The organism is Pseudomonas sp. MWU16-30322 (assembly GCF_020515535.1).
Lineage (GTDB): Bacteria > Pseudomonadota > Gammaproteobacteria > Pseudomonadales > Pseudomonadaceae > Aquipseudomonas > Aquipseudomonas fluorescens_H.
In genome coordinates this window covers 61,003-78,243 of record NZ_JAIWYL010000012.1, presented here as the reverse complement: position 1 = coordinate 78,243, position 17,241 = coordinate 61,003, and the positions used below count along the sequence as shown (strand labels likewise).

At 61.9% G+C, this 17,241-nt stretch carries 15 protein-coding genes; 10 read left to right on the top strand and 5 right to left on the bottom strand.

Going from position 1 to position 17,241, the window contains the following annotated elements; translation table 11 throughout:
• Nucleotides 1–3: 3 nt before the first annotated feature.
• Complete coding sequence (locus LCH64_RS23345) at nucleotides 4–330, bottom strand: YceK/YidQ family lipoprotein (RefSeq protein WP_003224443.1); 327 nt, start codon at nucleotides 328–330, stop codon at nucleotides 4–6.
• Between the two features lie 58 nt (nucleotides 331–388).
• Nucleotides 389–826: an Lrp/AsnC family transcriptional regulator gene (locus LCH64_RS23340; RefSeq protein ID WP_007915449.1), complete on the bottom strand. Its 438-nt coding sequence runs from the start codon at nucleotides 824–826 to the stop codon at nucleotides 389–391.
• Nucleotides 827–976: 150 nt separating this feature from the next.
• Between LCH64_RS23340 and LCH64_RS23335 the strand changes: the two genes are divergently transcribed.
• Nucleotides 977–1,873: a DMT family transporter gene (locus tag LCH64_RS23335; protein ID WP_226501379.1), complete on the top strand. Its 897-nt coding sequence runs from the start codon at nucleotides 977–979 to the stop codon at nucleotides 1,871–1,873.
• Here the strand turns inward: LCH64_RS23335 and LCH64_RS23330 are convergent.
• The 3 genes from LCH64_RS23330 to LCH64_RS23320 all read right to left on the bottom strand — a co-directional run bounded on the left by LCH64_RS23330 (nucleotide 1,860) and on the right by LCH64_RS23320 (nucleotide 6,541).
• Nucleotides 1,860–3,749, bottom strand: coding sequence for an acyltransferase family protein (locus LCH64_RS23330; protein ID WP_226501378.1), 1,890 nt, complete (start codon nucleotides 3,747–3,749; stop codon nucleotides 1,860–1,862). The genes LCH64_RS23335 and LCH64_RS23330 overlap by 14 nt on opposite strands.
• Nucleotides 3,750–3,828: 79 nt before the next feature.
• Nucleotides 3,829–4,869: an FUSC family protein gene (locus tag LCH64_RS23325; protein ID WP_226501520.1), complete on the bottom strand. Its 1,041-nt coding sequence runs from the start codon at nucleotides 4,867–4,869 to the stop codon at nucleotides 3,829–3,831.
• A 46-nt stretch (nucleotides 4,870–4,915) separates the two neighbouring features.
• A complete protein-coding gene (locus LCH64_RS23320; RefSeq protein ID WP_003224452.1) occupies nucleotides 4,916–6,541 on the bottom strand; it encodes an NADP-dependent glyceraldehyde-3-phosphate dehydrogenase in 1,626 nt (541 codons plus the stop codon).
• A 372-nt stretch (nucleotides 6,542–6,913) separates the two neighbouring features.
• Here LCH64_RS23320 and LCH64_RS23315 point away from each other — a divergent pair, with 372 nt between their 5' ends.
• The 9 genes from LCH64_RS23315 (at nucleotide 6,914) to LCH64_RS23275 (ending at nucleotide 17,223) form a co-directional block, all read left to right on the top strand.
• On the top strand, nucleotides 6,914–7,276 hold the full coding sequence (locus LCH64_RS23315; protein WP_226501377.1) for a c-type cytochrome: 363 nt from the start codon (nucleotides 6,914–6,916) through the stop codon (nucleotides 7,274–7,276).
• A gap of 76 nt (nucleotides 7,277–7,352) precedes the next feature.
• Nucleotides 7,353–8,681 (top strand): D-arabinono-1,4-lactone oxidase, encoded by a 1,329-nt coding sequence (locus tag LCH64_RS23310; protein ID WP_226501519.1) that lies wholly within the window; start codon nucleotides 7,353–7,355, stop codon nucleotides 8,679–8,681.
• A gap of 74 nt (nucleotides 8,682–8,755) precedes the next feature.
• Complete coding sequence (locus LCH64_RS23305; protein ID WP_226501518.1) at nucleotides 8,756–9,964, top strand: DSD1 family PLP-dependent enzyme; 1,209 nt, start codon at nucleotides 8,756–8,758, stop codon at nucleotides 9,962–9,964.
• Between the two features lie 266 nt (nucleotides 9,965–10,230).
• Nucleotides 10,231–10,842, top strand: a complete 612-nt coding sequence (locus LCH64_RS23300; protein ID WP_226501376.1) for a transposase — start codon at nucleotides 10,231–10,233, stop codon at nucleotides 10,840–10,842.
• A 74-nt stretch (nucleotides 10,843–10,916) separates the two neighbouring features.
• On the top strand, nucleotides 10,917–12,515 hold the full coding sequence (locus tag LCH64_RS23295) for a ShlB/FhaC/HecB family hemolysin secretion/activation protein (protein ID WP_226501375.1): 1,599 nt from the start codon (nucleotides 10,917–10,919) through the stop codon (nucleotides 12,513–12,515).
• 12 nt (nucleotides 12,516–12,527) lie between these two features.
• A complete protein-coding gene (locus LCH64_RS23290; RefSeq protein WP_226501374.1) occupies nucleotides 12,528–14,327 on the top strand; it encodes a MotA/TolQ/ExbB proton channel family protein in 1,800 nt (599 codons plus the stop codon).
• A gap of 11 nt (nucleotides 14,328–14,338) precedes the next feature.
• A complete protein-coding gene (locus LCH64_RS23285) occupies nucleotides 14,339–14,764 on the top strand; it encodes a biopolymer transporter ExbD (RefSeq protein WP_003224462.1) in 426 nt (141 codons plus the stop codon).
• A 3-nt stretch (nucleotides 14,765–14,767) separates the two neighbouring features.
• Entirely contained in the window at nucleotides 14,768–15,472 is a 705-nt protein-coding gene (locus LCH64_RS23280) for an energy transducer TonB (RefSeq protein WP_226501373.1), read from the top strand.
• 53 nt (nucleotides 15,473–15,525) lie between these two features.
• Nucleotides 15,526–17,223 carry a putative porin gene (locus LCH64_RS23275; RefSeq protein WP_003224465.1) on the top strand — a complete coding sequence of 566 codons (1,698 nt, stop codon included), beginning with the start codon at nucleotides 15,526–15,528 and terminating at the stop codon, nucleotides 17,221–17,223.
• Nucleotides 17,224–17,241: the final 18 nt, after the last annotated feature.

Sequence of the window (17,241 nt, the reverse complement as noted above, 5' to 3'; positions counted from 1 at the left end):
CGATCAGTTGATCACAATGCTGCCGTCCGCCTGCTGCTTGTAGAGGGTGTAGGGCAACAACAGGGTGTCGAGTACGCCGGATGCGGCGGCATCGATCAGCACGCCGGGGTTGGCGTTCTTGTAGTCGAACGCATCAACGCCATCCTTCAGTTCGGCATGCATCAGGCAGAAGTCGTAGGTCACGCCGCTGTAGATCCGCGGTACCGCACCGCAGTAGGTTTTCTCGTTCCTGAGACGCTCAGCGGTCTTCTGGTCACTGCTCACAACGGTCTGCACCGTGCCGCACCCGCTGAGCACCAATGCCATCAGCATCACTGCCTGAATATTCATCGCCGCCAATCCTTCGCCGGAAAAACCTCAATCTACGCCGAATACGCGCAAAACGCACTCATGCCATCGGCGGCAATCGACGTTTGACCGGGGTTTTCTTGACGATCGCGGTGTTGGTTTCAGCCAGTGTATTGAGCCGGTCGAGCAGGGTGTCCAGTTGCTCCATCGAGCGCACGTGCAGGCGCGCGATAAAACAATCTTCGCCGGTGACCTTGTCGCACTCGGTGAACTCCGGGATCGACAGGATCTGCCGTTCCACTTCCTGCAATTGCCCCGGCAGCGGTCGCACCCGGACGATCGCCTGCAGTTGATAACCGAAGCATTTGGGATCGATTTCGACCGTATAGCCCTTGAGCACGCCACGCTCTTCCAGCCGGCGTAACCGCTCGGCCACGCTGGGCGACGACAGGCCGCTGATCTGCGCCAACGCCTTGAGCGAGCGGCGCGAGTCTTCCATCAGGGCGCTGATGAGGATCTGGTCGATATCGTCGGTCATGGGGCAACTCCGGGATTAGGCATTTGAAGGAAACCACCCGCGATAAAGAAGGCAGAAATCCAGTTTAGCCTGCTTTTTACGCTGGAGGCGTGCGCGGTCGGCTTGGCATACTTTTGCCACGCTTTCGTCAAACGCTAAGGGAGATCGATGATGGACAAAACAATCCGCCGCGGCTCATTCGAAATGACCGCTGCCATGCTGATTTCCGGAACCATCGGCTGGTTCGTGCTGGTGTCCGGGCAGCCGGTGCTGGACGTGGTGTTCTGGCGTTGCGTGTTCGGCGCCGGCACCTTGCTGTTGATTTGCGCGGCGTTCGGCTTCTTGCGCCCGGGTATCCTGACCCGCACCACGTTCCTCCTCGCGGTACTCAGCGGTGTGGCGATTGTCGGCAACTGGGTGTTGTTGTTTGGCTCGTATTCCCGGGCCTCGATTGCCATCGGGACGGCGGTCTACAACGTGCAGCCGTTCATGCTGGTCGGCTTGGCGGCGTTGTTTCTCGGCGAGAAAATCACCCTGCAGAAACTGTTCTGGCTGGCGATTTCCTTTCTCGGCATGTTGGCGATCGTCAGCGCCCATGGCGGGCCGGGTGAGGGCGGTGGCGAGTATCTGCTGGGGATTGCGCTGGCATTGGGCGCGGCGTTGCTCTACGCGATAGCGGCGCTGATCATCAAGCGTTTGACCGGCACACCGCCGCATCTGATCGCCCTGATCCAGGTCTGCACCGGGGTGCTGCTGCTCGCGCCGTTCGCGCACTTCAACGGCCTGCCACAAACCAGCGGAGCATGGGCCAGTCTGGTGACGTTGGGCGTTGTCCACACGGGCCTGATGTATGTGCTGCTATACGGTGCGATCCAGAAACTGCCAACTGCACTGACCGGAGCGCTGTCCTTCATCTACCCGATTGCGGCGATTTTCGTCGACTGGTTCGCCTTCGGCCATCGCCTGGAAACCCTGCAATGGCTCGGTGTAGCGGCAATTCTGCTGGCCGCCGCCGGCATGCAGCAGGGCTGGGGCCTGAAAACCCGGCGTCAGCTCAAATCGGTTTGATCAGATCCTTGAACAGGCCTTTTAGCTGCTGATTGCCGGCATCCACCAGATGGTTGTCATCGAAGTACAACGGCACGCCGTCCCTGGACCCCATGCAGTTGCCGTTGGGGCACAGGTACGGCGTCGGGTCGATCACCGTCGCGTTGCAGCGGCTGGCGGCGGCTTCGATCGTCGTGATGGCGATGCGGTTGCGCTTCTCATATGTCTGTAATGGCAGGGAAATATCCGTGGTTTGCCGGAACAATCGCAGGTTCAGATTCAGGCCCTTGTAGACGCTGAAGGGCATTTCCGGGATCGGTTTGACGATATACACCGGATGGTTTTCAGCGATCGAGCACACCGTGCTGACGTACTCTTCGGTATAGGCGTCGGCAAACGAGGCCTGCCGCTCGGGAAAGGAAATCCGGTAGCTGTTTTCCCGACCCGAGTCCGCGTACAGCGCCGCGCGACTGAACAGCACCACAGGGATTCCGGAATATTCGGTTTTCAGTTGTTGCAGCTTCTCCTGATTGAAGCCCCGGCACTGGCTTTCGACGGTCTTGTCGTGCATGGCGAAGTGGGCCAGGGTCGGGCAACCGCCCCGTGCCCAGGACAGCGCCGCCTGCGGGTTTTCCATTTGCACCGCCGCTGCAGTCGATTGCGCATGACTGTCGCCATACAGAATCACCGAAACCTCGCCGGTACCCAGTTTGCAATCCGCCGCCGCATAAGCGTTGGGGTAGCACTCCTGCGGATACAGCTTGCTGGTGTATTCCGGCTGGCCGAGCTCGACCAGCGCCGGGCGCCAGTCGGGGTGGTCCTTGACCAGCGAAGACGTCACTGCCGACACGGCAACCACGCCCACTGTCAGCGACGCGAACTTGATCACCGTTCGTGTGGCGGTCGTACCGCTCTTCACCTTGGATTCAACCAGGTAGTAGGACAGGGCGCCCATTGCGAACGACGCGATCATTGCGCCGATCACGTGCGGCCAACTGTTCAACAGTCCGCACAGGTACAGCAGCACCACCAGCGGCCAATGCCACAGGTACACCGAGTAGGAAACGCTCCCGACAAATTGCAGCGCAGGATGGCTGCTGAACGCGGACCGGGTGTTGCCGTGAATCACCAGCATCGTCCCCAGTACCGGCACCAGTGCAAGGTAGCCCGGCCACACATCAGCTTCAGAGAAAAACAGCACGCTGATGCCAATCGCCAACAGTCCGAGCCCTTCACAAATCGCGCCGCCACGCTGGCTGAGCCGCAGGGGAAACAGAAAGACCAGCCCGCCAGCGATCATTTCCCACGCACGGGTGGGCAACATGTAGAACGCAAACGTCGGGTTGAGGCGTGTCACAACGACGGACGCCGCGAGTGAAATCAGTGCCAGGGCGACCAGGGCCAAGCGGGTCTTGCCGGTACCGAAGAATCTGTGCAATCCCATGATCAACACGGGATAGAGCATGTAGAACTGCCACTCGACCGACAGCGACCAGGTGTGCAGCAGCCAGTTTTCACGCAGCGGCGCAGCGAAGTAATTGCCGCTTTGGGCGAAGCTGAAGTTCGAACTGAACAGCAGGCTGCTCTTGATCGTGCGGATAGTTTCGCGCAAATCGTCCAGCGGCAGATAGACGTAGCCAAAGACCAGCAACGCAACGCACAGGGTCAGCAAGGCGGGAATGATGCGTCGGGCGCGGGAGGCGTAGAAACCGAGGAGGGAAAAGTTCTGTTGTTGCACGCCATTGAAGATGATGCCGGTCATCAGGAACCCGGAAATGACGAAGAACACGTCTACCCCGGCGAACCCGCCCTCAAACCCTGGCACCTTGAAATGAAACAGCACGACCGCGAGCACAGCCAGTGCCCTGAGGGCGTTGATACTTTTCCTGAATTGCATTTATGCGTCCATGTCACATCCATTTTGCGGCGCATTGTAATGATGATGTCTGCTTTGTTACATGGATTTTTCCGCTGACTCAGATGTTCCAGCGCGGCGCGGTCATTGCCAGGCGTTGACGCAACTCGCCGATGTTCGCCGCCAGTTGTCGGGTCAGCAAGCGGTAACCGTCCAGCGTGCTGTAGACCGGTGTGTCGAGGCTGGCGTCCGGTAGCTCCAGCGGGCGCGCCAGGCGTTGCGCCGCCCCGGATTTCAAGGCCCGGGCCATGCCGATCAGTTGCACGCGGATCACCCGGTGCTCGGCCCGCAGCGCCGATTGCAGATGCGCCATGGCTTCAGGGTCGTTGGCATCGGGGCGGGTGTTGCCGAGAATTTCCAGGGTACTGACGCACATCCGCAGGTTGCGCTGAATCGCGTCCAGTTCGGTCATGGAAATCTTCACTTCCTTGGACACTGAAGGCATCAGCGAGCGCAGTTGCACCATCACCGTGGTCACCCGGCCCATCAGCTTCAGATGTTCATCGGCGCTGACCGGTTGGCCGCTGATGATTCGTCCGTACAACGTGGCGCAGTCGCGCAAGGCATCGGCCAGGTTGTAGCGCCACGAATACACCGCGTACAGCGGCAGGGCGAAGGAGAACGCCAGGGCCAGGGCGATGCCGATCAGGATGTCGACGCCGCGCCACAAGCCGTCGGTGATCGGGTTGTCGCCATGTCCGGCGACGATGAACACGGTAATTGCCGAAAGCAGGGCGGTGTAACCGCCTTTGCCGATGGCGTGATAGGAGAAGAACCCGCAGACCACCGCCATCGCAAAGTAGGTCAGCCACGGCATGCCGAGCCATGCCTGTTGGGCCACCAGCACCAGACCGACGCCGGCACCGATCAGGGTGCCGGTGGCGCGTTCGGCGGCTTTCTTGCCGATGTTGCCGTGGTGTTGCAGACCGCCGATCACCACCAGCATGGTCACCGAAGCCCACTCGCCGTGGGGCAGGTTGATGCCGGTGGTCAGCAGAATGGTCGCCAGCAGCCCCAGTGCTACCCGCACCGCGTGAATCACTCGGGCGTGCTGGTAGCGGCGGTAGGGGTCCAGCAACGGACGCAGGATTCGCCGCAGCAGCGGTGGCAGTCGGTGGGTGCTGAAGGTGCTCAGTGCAAAGTCCTCGTCAGAAGATGTAGTCGGTGGTCAGGAAGCTCGAATCGCGGCCGCGAATGATTTCGCTGATCAGATCCTTGTTGCTGTCCTGGAACTTGGTCGCTACCAGTGTGCGGATCGAAAACACCCGCAGCGCATCGTGTACCGACAGCGTGCCCTCGGCGGAGTTCTTGCGCCCGTTGAACGGGTAGGTGTCCGGCCCGCGCTGGCACTGGGCGTTGAGGTTGATCCGCCCGACCTGGTTGGCAAAAGTGTCGACGAGTCGGCCGATCGCCACCGGGTTGGTGCCGAACAGGCTCAGTTGCTGGCCGAAGTCCGATTCCAGCACGTAATCGATCACGGTATCGAGATGGCGGTACGGCACGATTGGCACCACCGGGCCGAATTGTTCTTCGTTGTACACGCGCATTTGCGGCGTCACCGGGTACAGCACGGCTGGGTAGAAGAACGACTCACGACTCTCGCCGCCGTTCGGGTTGACCACTTGTGCACCCTTGCTCTGCGCATCGGCCACCAGACCGTGCAGGTAGTCGACCTTGCCCGACTCCGGCAGCGGCGTCAGTGCCACGCCGCTGTCCCACGGCATGCCCGGCTTGAGCGTGGCGAGTTTGGCGTTGAATTTTTCGATGAAGGCGTCGACCACGTCCTCGTGCACAAACAGGATCTTCAGCGCGGTGCAGCGCTGGCCATTGAACGACAGCGAACCGGTGACCGCTTCGCTGACTGCGTTGTCCAGATCGACTTCCGGCAGGACGATGCCGGGGTTCTTCGCATCCAGACCTAGCGCGGCGCGCAAACGGTGCGGTTTCGGGTGCAGTTTCTTCAGGTCGCTGGCGGCCTTGTTGGTGCCGATGAAGGCGAAGATGTCGATCTTGCCGCTGGCCATCAGCGCGCTGACCGTCTCGCGGCCGCTGCCGTAGATCACGTTGATCACGCCAGTCGGGAAACTGTCGCGGAACGCCTCGAGCAGGGGGCGGATCAGCAGCACGCCGAGCTTGGCCGGTTTGAACACCACGGTGTTGCCCATGATCAGCGCCGGAATCAGCGTGGTGAAGGTTTCGTTCAGCGGATAGTTGTAAGGGCCCATGCACAGTGCGACGCCGAGCGGCACGCGGCGGATCTGGCCGAGGGTGTCCTGCTCCAGTTCGAAACGGCTGGAGCGGCGGTCGAGCTCCTTCAGCGCGTTGATGGTGTCGACGATGTAGTCGCAGGTGCGGTCGAACTCTTTTTCCGAGTCCTTGAGGTTCTTGCCGATCTCCCACATCAGCAGCTTGACCACGGCTTCGCGCTGCTGGCGCATACGCCCGAGGAACGCTTCGACGTGCTGGATCCGTTCGGCCACGCGCATGGTCGGCCACTGGCCCTGACCGCGATCGTAGGCGCGCACGGCGGCGTCGAGGGCGGTGAGGGCGGTGTCGGCGTCGAGCAGTGGCGTGCTGCCGAGGATCACTTGTTCATCGCCGCTTTCGCCATGGATATAGACCGGGCTACGCACTTGTGCGAGCGGGCCGTCCCAGCGCCGCAGTTCGCCATCGACGAGGTATTCGCGTTGCTCGACCTGACCGTCGAGGCGGTATTTTTCCGGGATGTCGCTGACAGAAGGGAACAGATTGCCAAGGATGTTTGCTGTGGTCATGTCGCTACCCCGTGTTGATGTCCGTATACAGATCAAAAAGTCTTTACAGGTTATACGCCTGAATGCGCCGACATTTAAACCCGCCAATGTCACGCGAATGTCACGCAGAGAGGCGGAACAGAGCTCTGACTGGTTTATGAAATCCAATGTGGGAGCGGGCTTGCTCGCGAATGAGTCCTTTCAACTGACATCCTCATGGCTGACACACCGCATTCGCGAGCAAGCCCGCTCCCACAGTTGAATTGTATGGTTTGAACATTTTCTGCTGGCCCCCGAAGTTCCCCTCACTGTCCCGCAATGCCCTCAACCCGCTGGCGCCGCTGCCTTAAGGTGGGCTCACAACAATAAACGGCATCCCACGCGAGGATCGTTATGCGGGCATTGCGATTGACCTTTTTGCTGGCGCTGGCGATTGCGCTGCCTGGCTGCGGCGATGACGCCAAACCTCCAGCCACCCATCGTGTTGCGAGCAACGCCACCCCCTCCGACCCGGCACTGGCGCAGATCTACACCAACAGCTGCCAGCTGTGTCACGCCAATCCGGCCGCCAACGCACCATTGACCGGTGACCGTAAAGCCTGGGAACCGCGTATCCAGCAGGGCGCCGACACGCTGCTCGACCACGCCATCAACGGCTACAACGGTATGCCGCCGATGGGCCTGTGCGTCGAGTGTTCGGAAGAACAATTCCTGCAACTGATCGGCTTCATGGCCGACCAGCCCCTCCCACAATAAGGGTGCGCGCATGAGCATGGATCTGACACGCCGGCAGTTGTTGCAGCGGGCAAGCATCGTCGGCGCATTCAGTGCGCTGGCGGCCAATCCCGCGCTGGGGCAATTGATGCGCGCGCCGCGACTGATTCCCTGGCGCAACTGGTCGGGCGGGCAGAGTTGCCTGCCGGCGGCGCGATTGGCGCCGAAGAATCTCGATGAACTGAGCGCTGCGATTCGCCAGGCCCAGGGCAAAATCCGCCCGGTCGGTTCGGCGCATTCGTTCAGTGCGCTGGTGCCCACCGACGGCACGCTGCTGTCGCTGAGCTACTTCACCGGGCTGCTCGATCACGACCCGAAAACCCTGCAGGCCGAATTCGCTGCCGGCACGCCGATGTCGCGCATGGGCGTGCCGCTGAAGGACGTCGGCCAGGCGCTGCAAAACATGGCCGACATCGACTACCAGACCCTCGCCGGGGCGATTTCCACCTCGACCCACGGCACCGGCAAAACCTTTCAGTCCTATTCCGCCCACGTCTGCGGCATGCAATTGGTGACGGCCAATGGTGAGGTGCTGGACTGTGACAGCCAGCGCCATCCCGAGGTGTTCAACGCTGCGCGGGTGTCCTTGGGCGCACTGGGCGTGGCGACGAAAATCCGCCTGCAAAATCGCCCGGCCTATCGCCTGCGCGAGCGTCAATGGATCGCCAGGACCGAAGAGCTGCTGGAAGACCTCGACAAAAACACCCGCGAAAATCAGCACTGGGAAATGCTCGTGGTCACCCATTCCGATTACGCCTTGTCTATCGCCCTCAACGAAACCAGCGACCCGGCCACGCCGCCGATCCCGCCCGAAGAGGAGGGCGGCAACGAGTTCGTGACCCTGATCGAGAAGATCGACAAGTACGGCAGCGATTTCCCTGAGCTGCGCAGCACGCTGCTCAACAGCCTGCGGCATCTGGCGAATTTTGATGATCGGGTCGGTGACTCGTTCGACATCTACGCCAACGTGCGCACCGTGCGGTTCAACGAAATGGAATACTCGGTGCCTGCCGAACACGGCCCGGCGTGCCTGCGCGAGATCCTCAAACTGATTCGCGACAAAGACCTGCGCACCTGGTTTCCCATCGAGTATCGCTACGTGAAAGCCGACGATATTCCGCTGAGCATGTTCGAGGGCCGCGACAGCTGTTCGATCTCGGTGCATCAGCACTATCAGATGGATCACCACAACTTTTTCGCGGCGGTCGAGCCGATTTTCTGGAAGTACAACGGTCGCCCGCACTGGGGCAAGTTGCACACGCTCAACGCCCGCACGTTACAGCCGCTGTATCCGCGCTGGCGCGAGTTTGTCGAGGTGCGTCAGGCGCTGGATCCGAGCGGACGCTTTCTCAATGCGCATCTGTCGTCAATTCTGGGGGTGAGCTGATGGCGCTCAATCGACGCAATTTCATGCTCGGCACATTGGGTGTCGGCGCTTTACTGGTGGGCGTGGGCGCCTGGCTGCGACCGGGTGATCAAGGTGCGCCGTACAGTGAGTATTTCCGCGCGCTGAACAATGAACTGAAAGACAAAGGCCCGATGCGCCCGGTGCTGGTGATCGATCTGGATCGCCTCGATCACAACATCGACGTGGTGATGCAGTCGGTCAAACGCGGCGGCAAGCAATTGCGTCTGGTGGAAAAATCCCTGCCGTCGCCGGGGCTGTTGAGCTACATCGCGCAACGGGCCGGGACGCAAAAACTCATGTCGTTTCACCAGCCGTTTCTCAATCACGATGCGGTCACGTTTCCGCAGTCCGACATTCTGCTCGGCAAGCCGTTGCCGGTGCGTTCAGCCGAGCTGTTTTATCAAAACCACAAAGGCTCGTTCGATCCTTCCAGACAACTGCAATGGCTGCTCGACGGGCCTGAGCGCTTGCAGCAATACCTCGCGCTGGCGCAGGGGCTGGGCACGCGGATGCGCATCAACATCGAGCTGGATGTCGGCCTGCATCGCGGTGGGGTCAGTGATGTGAATGTGTTAGGGCAGATGCTCACGCTGATCAGCGCCAATCCGCAGCATCTGCAGTTCGCCGGGTTCATGGGTTACGACCCGTTCGTGGGCATGGGCGTACCGGGGATTCTCGGTTCGCCCGAGGAACTGTTCGCCAAGGTCATGGTGATTTATCAGCGCTGCGTCGATTTCACCCGCCAGCAGTTTCCGACGTTGTGGAATGACAACCTGTGCCTGAACACCGCCGGCAGCCCGAGTTACCGCATCCATGAAAACGAGCAGCTGAGCACCGAGGTTTCGGTGGGCACGGCGATGCTCAAACCGACGCACTACGACCTGCCGTCGCTGGTCGATCACGTGCCGGCGACCTACATCGCCACGCCTGTGTTGAAGAGTACGGGGGCGGTGAACATTCCGGCGCTGGATGATAAGTCGCGGCTGTTCTCCTGGTGGGACACCAACCAGCGCCAGACCTTTTTCATTTACGGCGGCAACTGGATGGCCGAGTTCGAATCGCCGCCGGGGTTACAGAGCAACGGTGTATACGGACGCAGCTCGAATCAGGAGATGGTCAACGGCTCCAACGCCGTGGGCCTGACCATCGAAGATCAAGTGTTCCTGCGCCCGACCCAGACTGAAGCCGTCCTCCTGCAATTCGGTGATCTGCTGGCGGTGCGTGGCGGCAAGATTGTCGACACCTGGCCGGTCTACACCTGACCCGAAAACACCTCAGATCCCCCTGTGGGAGCGGGCTTGCTCGCGAAGGCGTCCTGTCAGCTGACACCCCCATGGCTGATACACCGCATTCGCGAGCAAGCCCGCTCCCACAGTTTGATTTATGTGCCGCTCACACCATCTGTAATGAAGCTTTTATGACAAAAGTTCGGTAGCACATAGCCAGTCCGGTCATGCCTATGTAACGCGCTTGAGGGGCCCAACGGGGCGCTTTTCACAAGCCGAGGCGGGACGCCGGGAGTGAGGCAATGGGGACTATGGAACGCTACTCGAAAGTGGGCATGCAGGAGCTCGATCAGCGCCTGTCGAAGATCGTCGAAGCGGCGCGCAAGAAGCCGGTTTCGGTGTATCGCTACGGTGCGCCGTGGGTCTGGATCGTGTCGCAGGATGACTGGCAGGGCGCCTTGAAAGAGGTCTCCAGCTACATTCCGCCAGGCCATTCGCTGGTCTTGCTGCGCCCGCAGATCGACGACTTGCTCGATGCCCATCAAGACCTGCTGCACGAACTCAATGCCGAGCCCGGCATGCTCATCCCCGCGCAAACCGTCATGCACATCCTGCTCCTGCAACTGCTGTATTCGGTGCCCAGCGAGCAGCAACTGTATGAACAGCTCAATTACAACCTGCTGTTCCGCTGGTTCGTCGGTCTTGGCCTGAACCAGAAAGTCTGGAGCTTCAACGTCCTCAGTCGCGACATCGCCACGCTCCTCAACAACCCGCGTGCGGTGCAGCTCATTCAGAAAATCATCGGCGAAGTGTTCTGCGGTGCCTTGCTGCAAATGCCCGAGTTCTCCTTGAACTTCGCGCTGTTGCATACCTGGCTCGGCAAGCACAGCGGTGCCGCGCCCGTCAGCAATTAGCCGCGCCAGCCATTGGATGCAACACACAAGGCGTGCAACAGCGCCAACAGGTCATCGCGAATTCAGGGGGTAGTGTGGATCAGATTTTCACGTCACGGCTGGCGCTGTGGGGCTGGCTGCTGGTGACGGCCGGCGCGCAACCGGCATTCGCCGAAGAGGCTGCCGAAGCCGCTGCGCCGCAACGTCTGGTGGACGTCAACGAATACTTCGTGCGCGGCAACACCGTGCTCGACGCCAGGGCCATCGAAGAAGCGGTGTACCCGTTTCTCGGCCCGCAGAAAGCCATGAGCGACATCGAAGGCGCCCGCGATGCCTTGCAGAAGGCCTATCAGGAGCGCGGCTACCAATCGGTGTTCGTCGAACTGCCGGAGCAAGCGGTGGCGGACGGCATCGTCTATCTGCAAGTCAGCGAAACCAAGGTCGGCCGGGTGCGCGTGGTCGGCGCCAAACACTATTCGCCGCTGGACATCCGCGACAACGTCCCGGCCCTGAAAGAAGGCGAGGTGCCGGACTTCGCCAAGGTTCAGGGCGAACTGGCGCAGCTCAATAAAACCCCGGGCCGTCAGGTCATGCCGCTGGTGCGCGAAGGTCAACGCCCCGGCACCATGGACGTCGATTTGCAGGTCGAAGACCAGAACCCCTGGATCGGCAGCATCGGCCTCAACAACGACTACAGCGCCGACACCGAAAAGCTCCGCGCCGTGACCAGCCTCGGCTACAACAACCTGTGGCAGCTCGGCCACAGCATCAACCTGACATTCTTCACCGCGCCGCAAGACACCGACAACGCCAAGGTCTGGTCGGGCTCCTACACCGCGCCATTGACTGAGCGCTGGAGTGTGCAGTTCTCCGGTTATCAGTCCGACAGCAATGTCGCCACCATCGGCGGCAGCAACGTGCTGGGCAAGGGCCATTCCTACGGGGTGTCGGCGATCTACACGCTGCCGTCCAGCGGCAGTTGGTCGAACTCGCTGTCGGCCGGTATCGACTTCAAGGACTTCGACGAACGCCTGACCCTGTCCGGCGAGAGCGACAAGGTGCCGTTGAAATACGCGCCGTTCACCTTCGCCTACAACGGCTTCCGTTACACCGAAAAGAGCCAGCTCGGCCTCGGCCTGAGCCTGGTCGCTGCCACCCGCAGCATTTTTGGTTACGGCAGTTCCGACGAAGATTTCGACTACAAACGCTACCGCGCCAACCCGAGTTTCGCTGTGCTCAAGGGCGACAGCAACTTCACCTGGACCTTCGACAACGACTGGCAGAGCGCGAGCAAAGGCGCGTTCCAGCTGGCGTCGGGGCCACTGGTCTCCAACGAACAGTTTTCCGCCGGCGGCGCGACCTCGGTGCGCGGCTATCTGGCGGCCGAGCGCACCGGCGATGACGGCGTGCTGCTCAGTCAGGAACTGCGCACCCCGTCGCTGGCGAAATACGCCGGCAGCTGGATGCAGGAATGGCGCTTCTACGCCTTCGCCGAAGGCGCGCAACTGTACCTGCGCGACGAACTGCCGGACCAGGACGCCAGTTACGCCCTGGCCAGCGTCGGCGTCGGCACCCGCGCCAGCCTCAGCAAATGGCTGTCCGGCAGCCTCGACTGGGGCTACCCGCTACTCGAAGGGCCGAACACCTCGAAGCAGGAATCGCGCCTGCACTTCAACCTTCAAGCCACTTTCTAAAGGAGCACGTTCATGCAGCGCCTCATTCTTTCGTTGTTGATCTGCCTGGGCTTCGTGCTCCCGGCCACGGCCCAGGCCTGGTGGCAGGACGACTGGCATTACCGCAAACAGATCGCCGTCGACACCACGCCGCAGGGCGCCGGGATCAATCAGGCGCTGGGCCGCACCGCGTTGCTGGTGCGCCTGCACACCGGCAATTTCACCTTCGATGGCGTCAAGGAAGACGGCGCGGATTTGCGCTTTGTCGCCGCCGATGACAAGACCGTGCTCAACCACCAGATCGAAAGCTTCGATGCGCTGATGGGCATGGCGCTGATCTGGGTCGATGTGCCGAATGTCGAGGGCGGCCAGCGTCAGGACATCTGGATGTACTACGGCAACCAGAAGGCCCCGGCGACCGGCAACGGCCAACTGACCTTCGATCCGAATTACACCGCGCTGTATCACTTCGACGGCGCTACCGGCACCCCGGCCAAGGACACCACCGCCTACGGCAACACCGCACAAAGCGCCACCGGCGCGGCGATTGACGGTGTGATCGGGCGCGCCTTGCAGTTCAGCGGTCAGCCGTTGTTGCTGCCGGCCAGTCCATCGTTGCAGCACAGCGCTGGCAGCGCGTTCACCTTCAGCGCCTGGCTGCGTCTGGATCAGGCCAATGGCGAACAACTGATTCTGGCCCGCCGTGAAGGCGCCAACAGTCTGCTGGTCGGGGTCAATCAGGGGGTGCCGTTTGTGGAGATCGACGGCCAGCGCGCCGTGGCCACTCAGCCGCTGAATCCCGGCCAATGGCAGCACGTCGCGCTGACCGCCGAAGGTTCGAAAGTCAGCCTGTACATCAATGGTCGTGAGAGTGCGACCCTCGCTCAGGCGATGCCGGCGTTCAATTCGGTGATGGCGATTGGCGGCGATCTGGCCGCAGGCCCGTACCAGCCATTCGTGGGCGCCATTGACGAACTGCGCCTGTCGAAAGTCGCGCGTCCGGCGCCGTTGCTGCTGGCCGACGCCACCGCGCAAGGCGCCGAGTCGAAACTGGTGGCCTACGGCGTCGATGAAGAACAGTCCGGTTTTGGCTTCGGCAGCCTCGGTTTCCTGCTCAACGCGGTGCCGGTCGACGCCTGGGTGATCATCGCCGTGCTGGTGCTGATGATGTTTCAGTCGTGGATCATCATGCTGCGCAAGAACCGCACCCTCAGCCGTGTGAGCAAGGCTAACGAGGATTTCCGCGAGCAATTCGCCAAGGTCGGCACCCGCCTGGAAATGTTCGCTGACGACGCGCAACTCGCTCAGCGTCTGCAGCATTCGCCGCTGTGGCGTCTGTACTCGGTGGCGGTCAAGGAAATCCGCACCCGCCGCGAGCAGGGCGCCGATACCTCCTCGGTGTCCGCCGCCACCATCGAAGCCATCCGCTGCTCGATGGACGGCGTGCGCACCCGCGAGAACCAGGCCCTCAGCTCGAAACTCTCGACCCTGTCCAACGCCATCGCCGGTGGCCCGTACATTGGCCTGCTCGGCACCGTGCTGGGGATCATGGTGGTGTTCCTCGGCACCGCGATGGCCGGCGACGTCAACATCAACGCGATCGCACCGGGCATGGCCGCCGCATTGCTCGCCACCGCCATGGGCCTGTTCGTCGCGATCCCGGCGCTGTTTGGCTACAACCGCCTGATCACCCGCAACAAGGAAGTCAGCGCCGACATGCGCGTGTTCGTTGACGAGTTCATCACGCGTCTGGCGGAGATGCACGGCGAGAGCCAGTTCAGTGAGGCGTCGCATCAGCGCGGTCATCACGCCAACCACTCCGTACCGGCCTGAGGAGCACTGCCATGGCGTCTGTAAATGCCTCCCACGACGATGACGAAGATGCAGCGGTGGACAGCATCAACATCACCCCATTGGTCGACGTGCTGATGGTGGTGCTGGTGATGTTCATCCTCACCGCCACCGCGCAGGTCTCCGGGATCCAGATCAACCTGCCCAAGGCCAGCGCCTCGGTGTCGCTGTCGGAGGCCAAGACCAAGGCGATTTCGGTCAACGACGGCGGTCAGGTGTTCCTCGACGCCTACCCGGTGACCCTGGCCGAGCTGGAGGAACGCCTGCGCATCGAGAAGGCGCAGAGCCCGGACTTCCCGGTGATCGTGCGCGGCGACGCGACCGTGCAGTACCAAAAGGTCATCGAAGTGCTGGATCTGTTGCGCCGGCTCGAACTGTCCCAGGTCGGTCTGGTGACCGGCAAACCGACGCAGGGCTGAGTGATGACCGCACAACTCCCGATCGAGCCCTTGCCGGTGAAGAAATCACCACTGCGCTACGTGAAGTGGGGCGCCGGGCTGTTGCTCGGCGCGCTCGCCGCGTGGTTCCTGTGGCAGTGGGCCAATGACATGAGCGGCGTGCGCCGTGAAGCGCCGAAGGTGCCGACGATCATTCCGTTGCCGCCACCGCCGCCGCCACCTCCGGAAAAACCACCGGAGCCGGAAACCCCGGTGGAAGAAAAAGTCGTCGAGCCTGAGCCAACGCCCGAGCCGCAGGAGGTCAAGCCCGAGGAAGAGGCGCCGCCATCACCGGCGGACGATCTGGCCAACCCGATGCAAATGGACGGCGACGCGCAGAGTGGCAACGACGCTTTCAACATCGGCGCCGGCAAGGGTGGCGGCATGGCCGGTGCGGGTGGCGGACGCCTGGGCACCGGCACCTATAGCCAGTTCCTCGCGTTCACGTTTCAGCGCTTGCTGCGCGAGAACCCCGACCTGCGCAACCTGGCGTTTTCGCTGCAGGCCGATGTGTGGCTGAGCAGCGTCGGCGAAATCACCCGGGTCGAGCTGGTCAAGTCCAGCGGCAATCCCGAGATCGACACCCAGGTGCTGGCGGCGCTGCGTAACGCGCCGCACCTGAGTGAACGGCCACCGGCCTCCATGACTTTGCCTGTGCGCCTGTCCCTGCAAGGGCGGCGTCCGGGTTAACCCACTTATTCATTGCCAAGCATTCAAGCTTTGCCAAAAGGAGTTGTGTGCAGATGATTTCCAACGTGAATCGATTGTCCCTGGCGGTCGGCATGGTCATCGCGACCCTGGTCGGCCAGGCCGCGGCAGCGCCGGCGCCCTCGGAGAACGCCACGATCAATCTGATCCGCTTGCTGGTCGAGCAGGGCATTCTGAAACAGGACAAGGCCGACGCGCTGATCGCCCAGGCGCAGAACGAAGCCGCCCAGGCCAGGCAGGCAGCGGCATCGACTGCGGTGGCGGCAGGGCCGGTCGCAGCGCCGGGCGATGTGCGCGTGCAGTACGTACCGGCCGCGGTGCGCGACCAGATCCGCGATCAGGTCAAGGCCGAGGTCATGGCCACCGCCAAGCAGGAAAACTGGGCGGCGCCCAACACCTTCCCGGACTGGGCTTCGCGTATCAGCTTCGATGGCGATATCCGCCTGCGCGACGAATCGCGCTACTACTCGGGCAGCAACAGCAACGAAATCGTCGACTTCGCCAAGCTCAACAACAACGGCCCGTACGACGTGAACCCCAACAGCAGCACCAGCCTGCCGCCGCTGCTCAACACCCGTGAAGACCGCACCAACCTGTTCCGCCTGCGTGCGCGGTTGGGCATGAAAGCGGTGATCTCGCCGGAGTGGACCGCCGGCATCCGCATCGGCACCGGCTCGGACAACAACCCGGTGTCGACCACCCAGACCCTCGGCGGCGGTTTCGCCAAGAAGGACATCTGGCTCGATCAGGGTTACCTGAACTGGAAACCCACCGATGAGCTGACCCTGACCGGCGGGCGCTTCGCCAACCCGTTCATGTCCACCGACATGCTCTATTCCAATGACCTGAACTTCGACGGTGTGGCGGCGATCTTCGACCACAAGCTCAACCGCGACTGGGGCGTGTTCGGCACCGTTGGCGCGTTCCCGGTGGATTACACCAACGACACCACCACCAGCAACGGTTTCGACAAGGAAGAAAGCGACAACAAGTGGCTGTACGGCGCGCAGATCGGCGCCAAGTGGGCGATCAACAGCAACAACCGCCTCAAAGGCGCTTTGGCCTACTACCGTTTCGACGACATTCAAGGCCAACGCTCCAGTCCTTGCGAACCGTGGGCCGGCGCCCCGGGCTGCGACACCGATGGCACCCGTGCGGCGTTCATGCAGAAGGGCAACAGCGTGTTCCTGCTGCGCGACATCACGCCGAACCCGGCCAACCCGACCACCACGCCGCAGCCGCAATTCGTCGGCCTGGCGTCGGAGTTCAACCTGCTCGACCTGAACCTGGTGTGGGACGCCGACCTGCCGCAAGACTTCAAATTGCGCAGCCAGGGCAACTACATCCACAACCTCGGTTACGACGAAGGCGACATGCGCAAACGCGCCGAGGGGCAGATCGTCAACAACCTCAACAGCAGCGGCGACATCGAAAGCGGCGCCAATGCGTGGATGGTGCAGTTCACCCTCGGCAACGCGCTGGACCTGAAGAAGCAGGGCGACTGGAACCTGTTCGCCGGCTACAAGTACATCCAGCCGGATGCCTTGCCTGACGGCTTCAACGATTCGTCGTTCCACCTCGGCGGCACCAACGCCAAGGGCTACTTCCTCGGCGGCAATTACGGTCTGGCGAAGAACGTCTACGCCACTGGCCGCTGGCTGAGCACCGAGGCGGTGTACGGCGCGCCGTTCGACATCGACGTCTTGCAGCTTGAGATCAACACGCGCTTCTAAGGCGCCGGGAGTACGGTC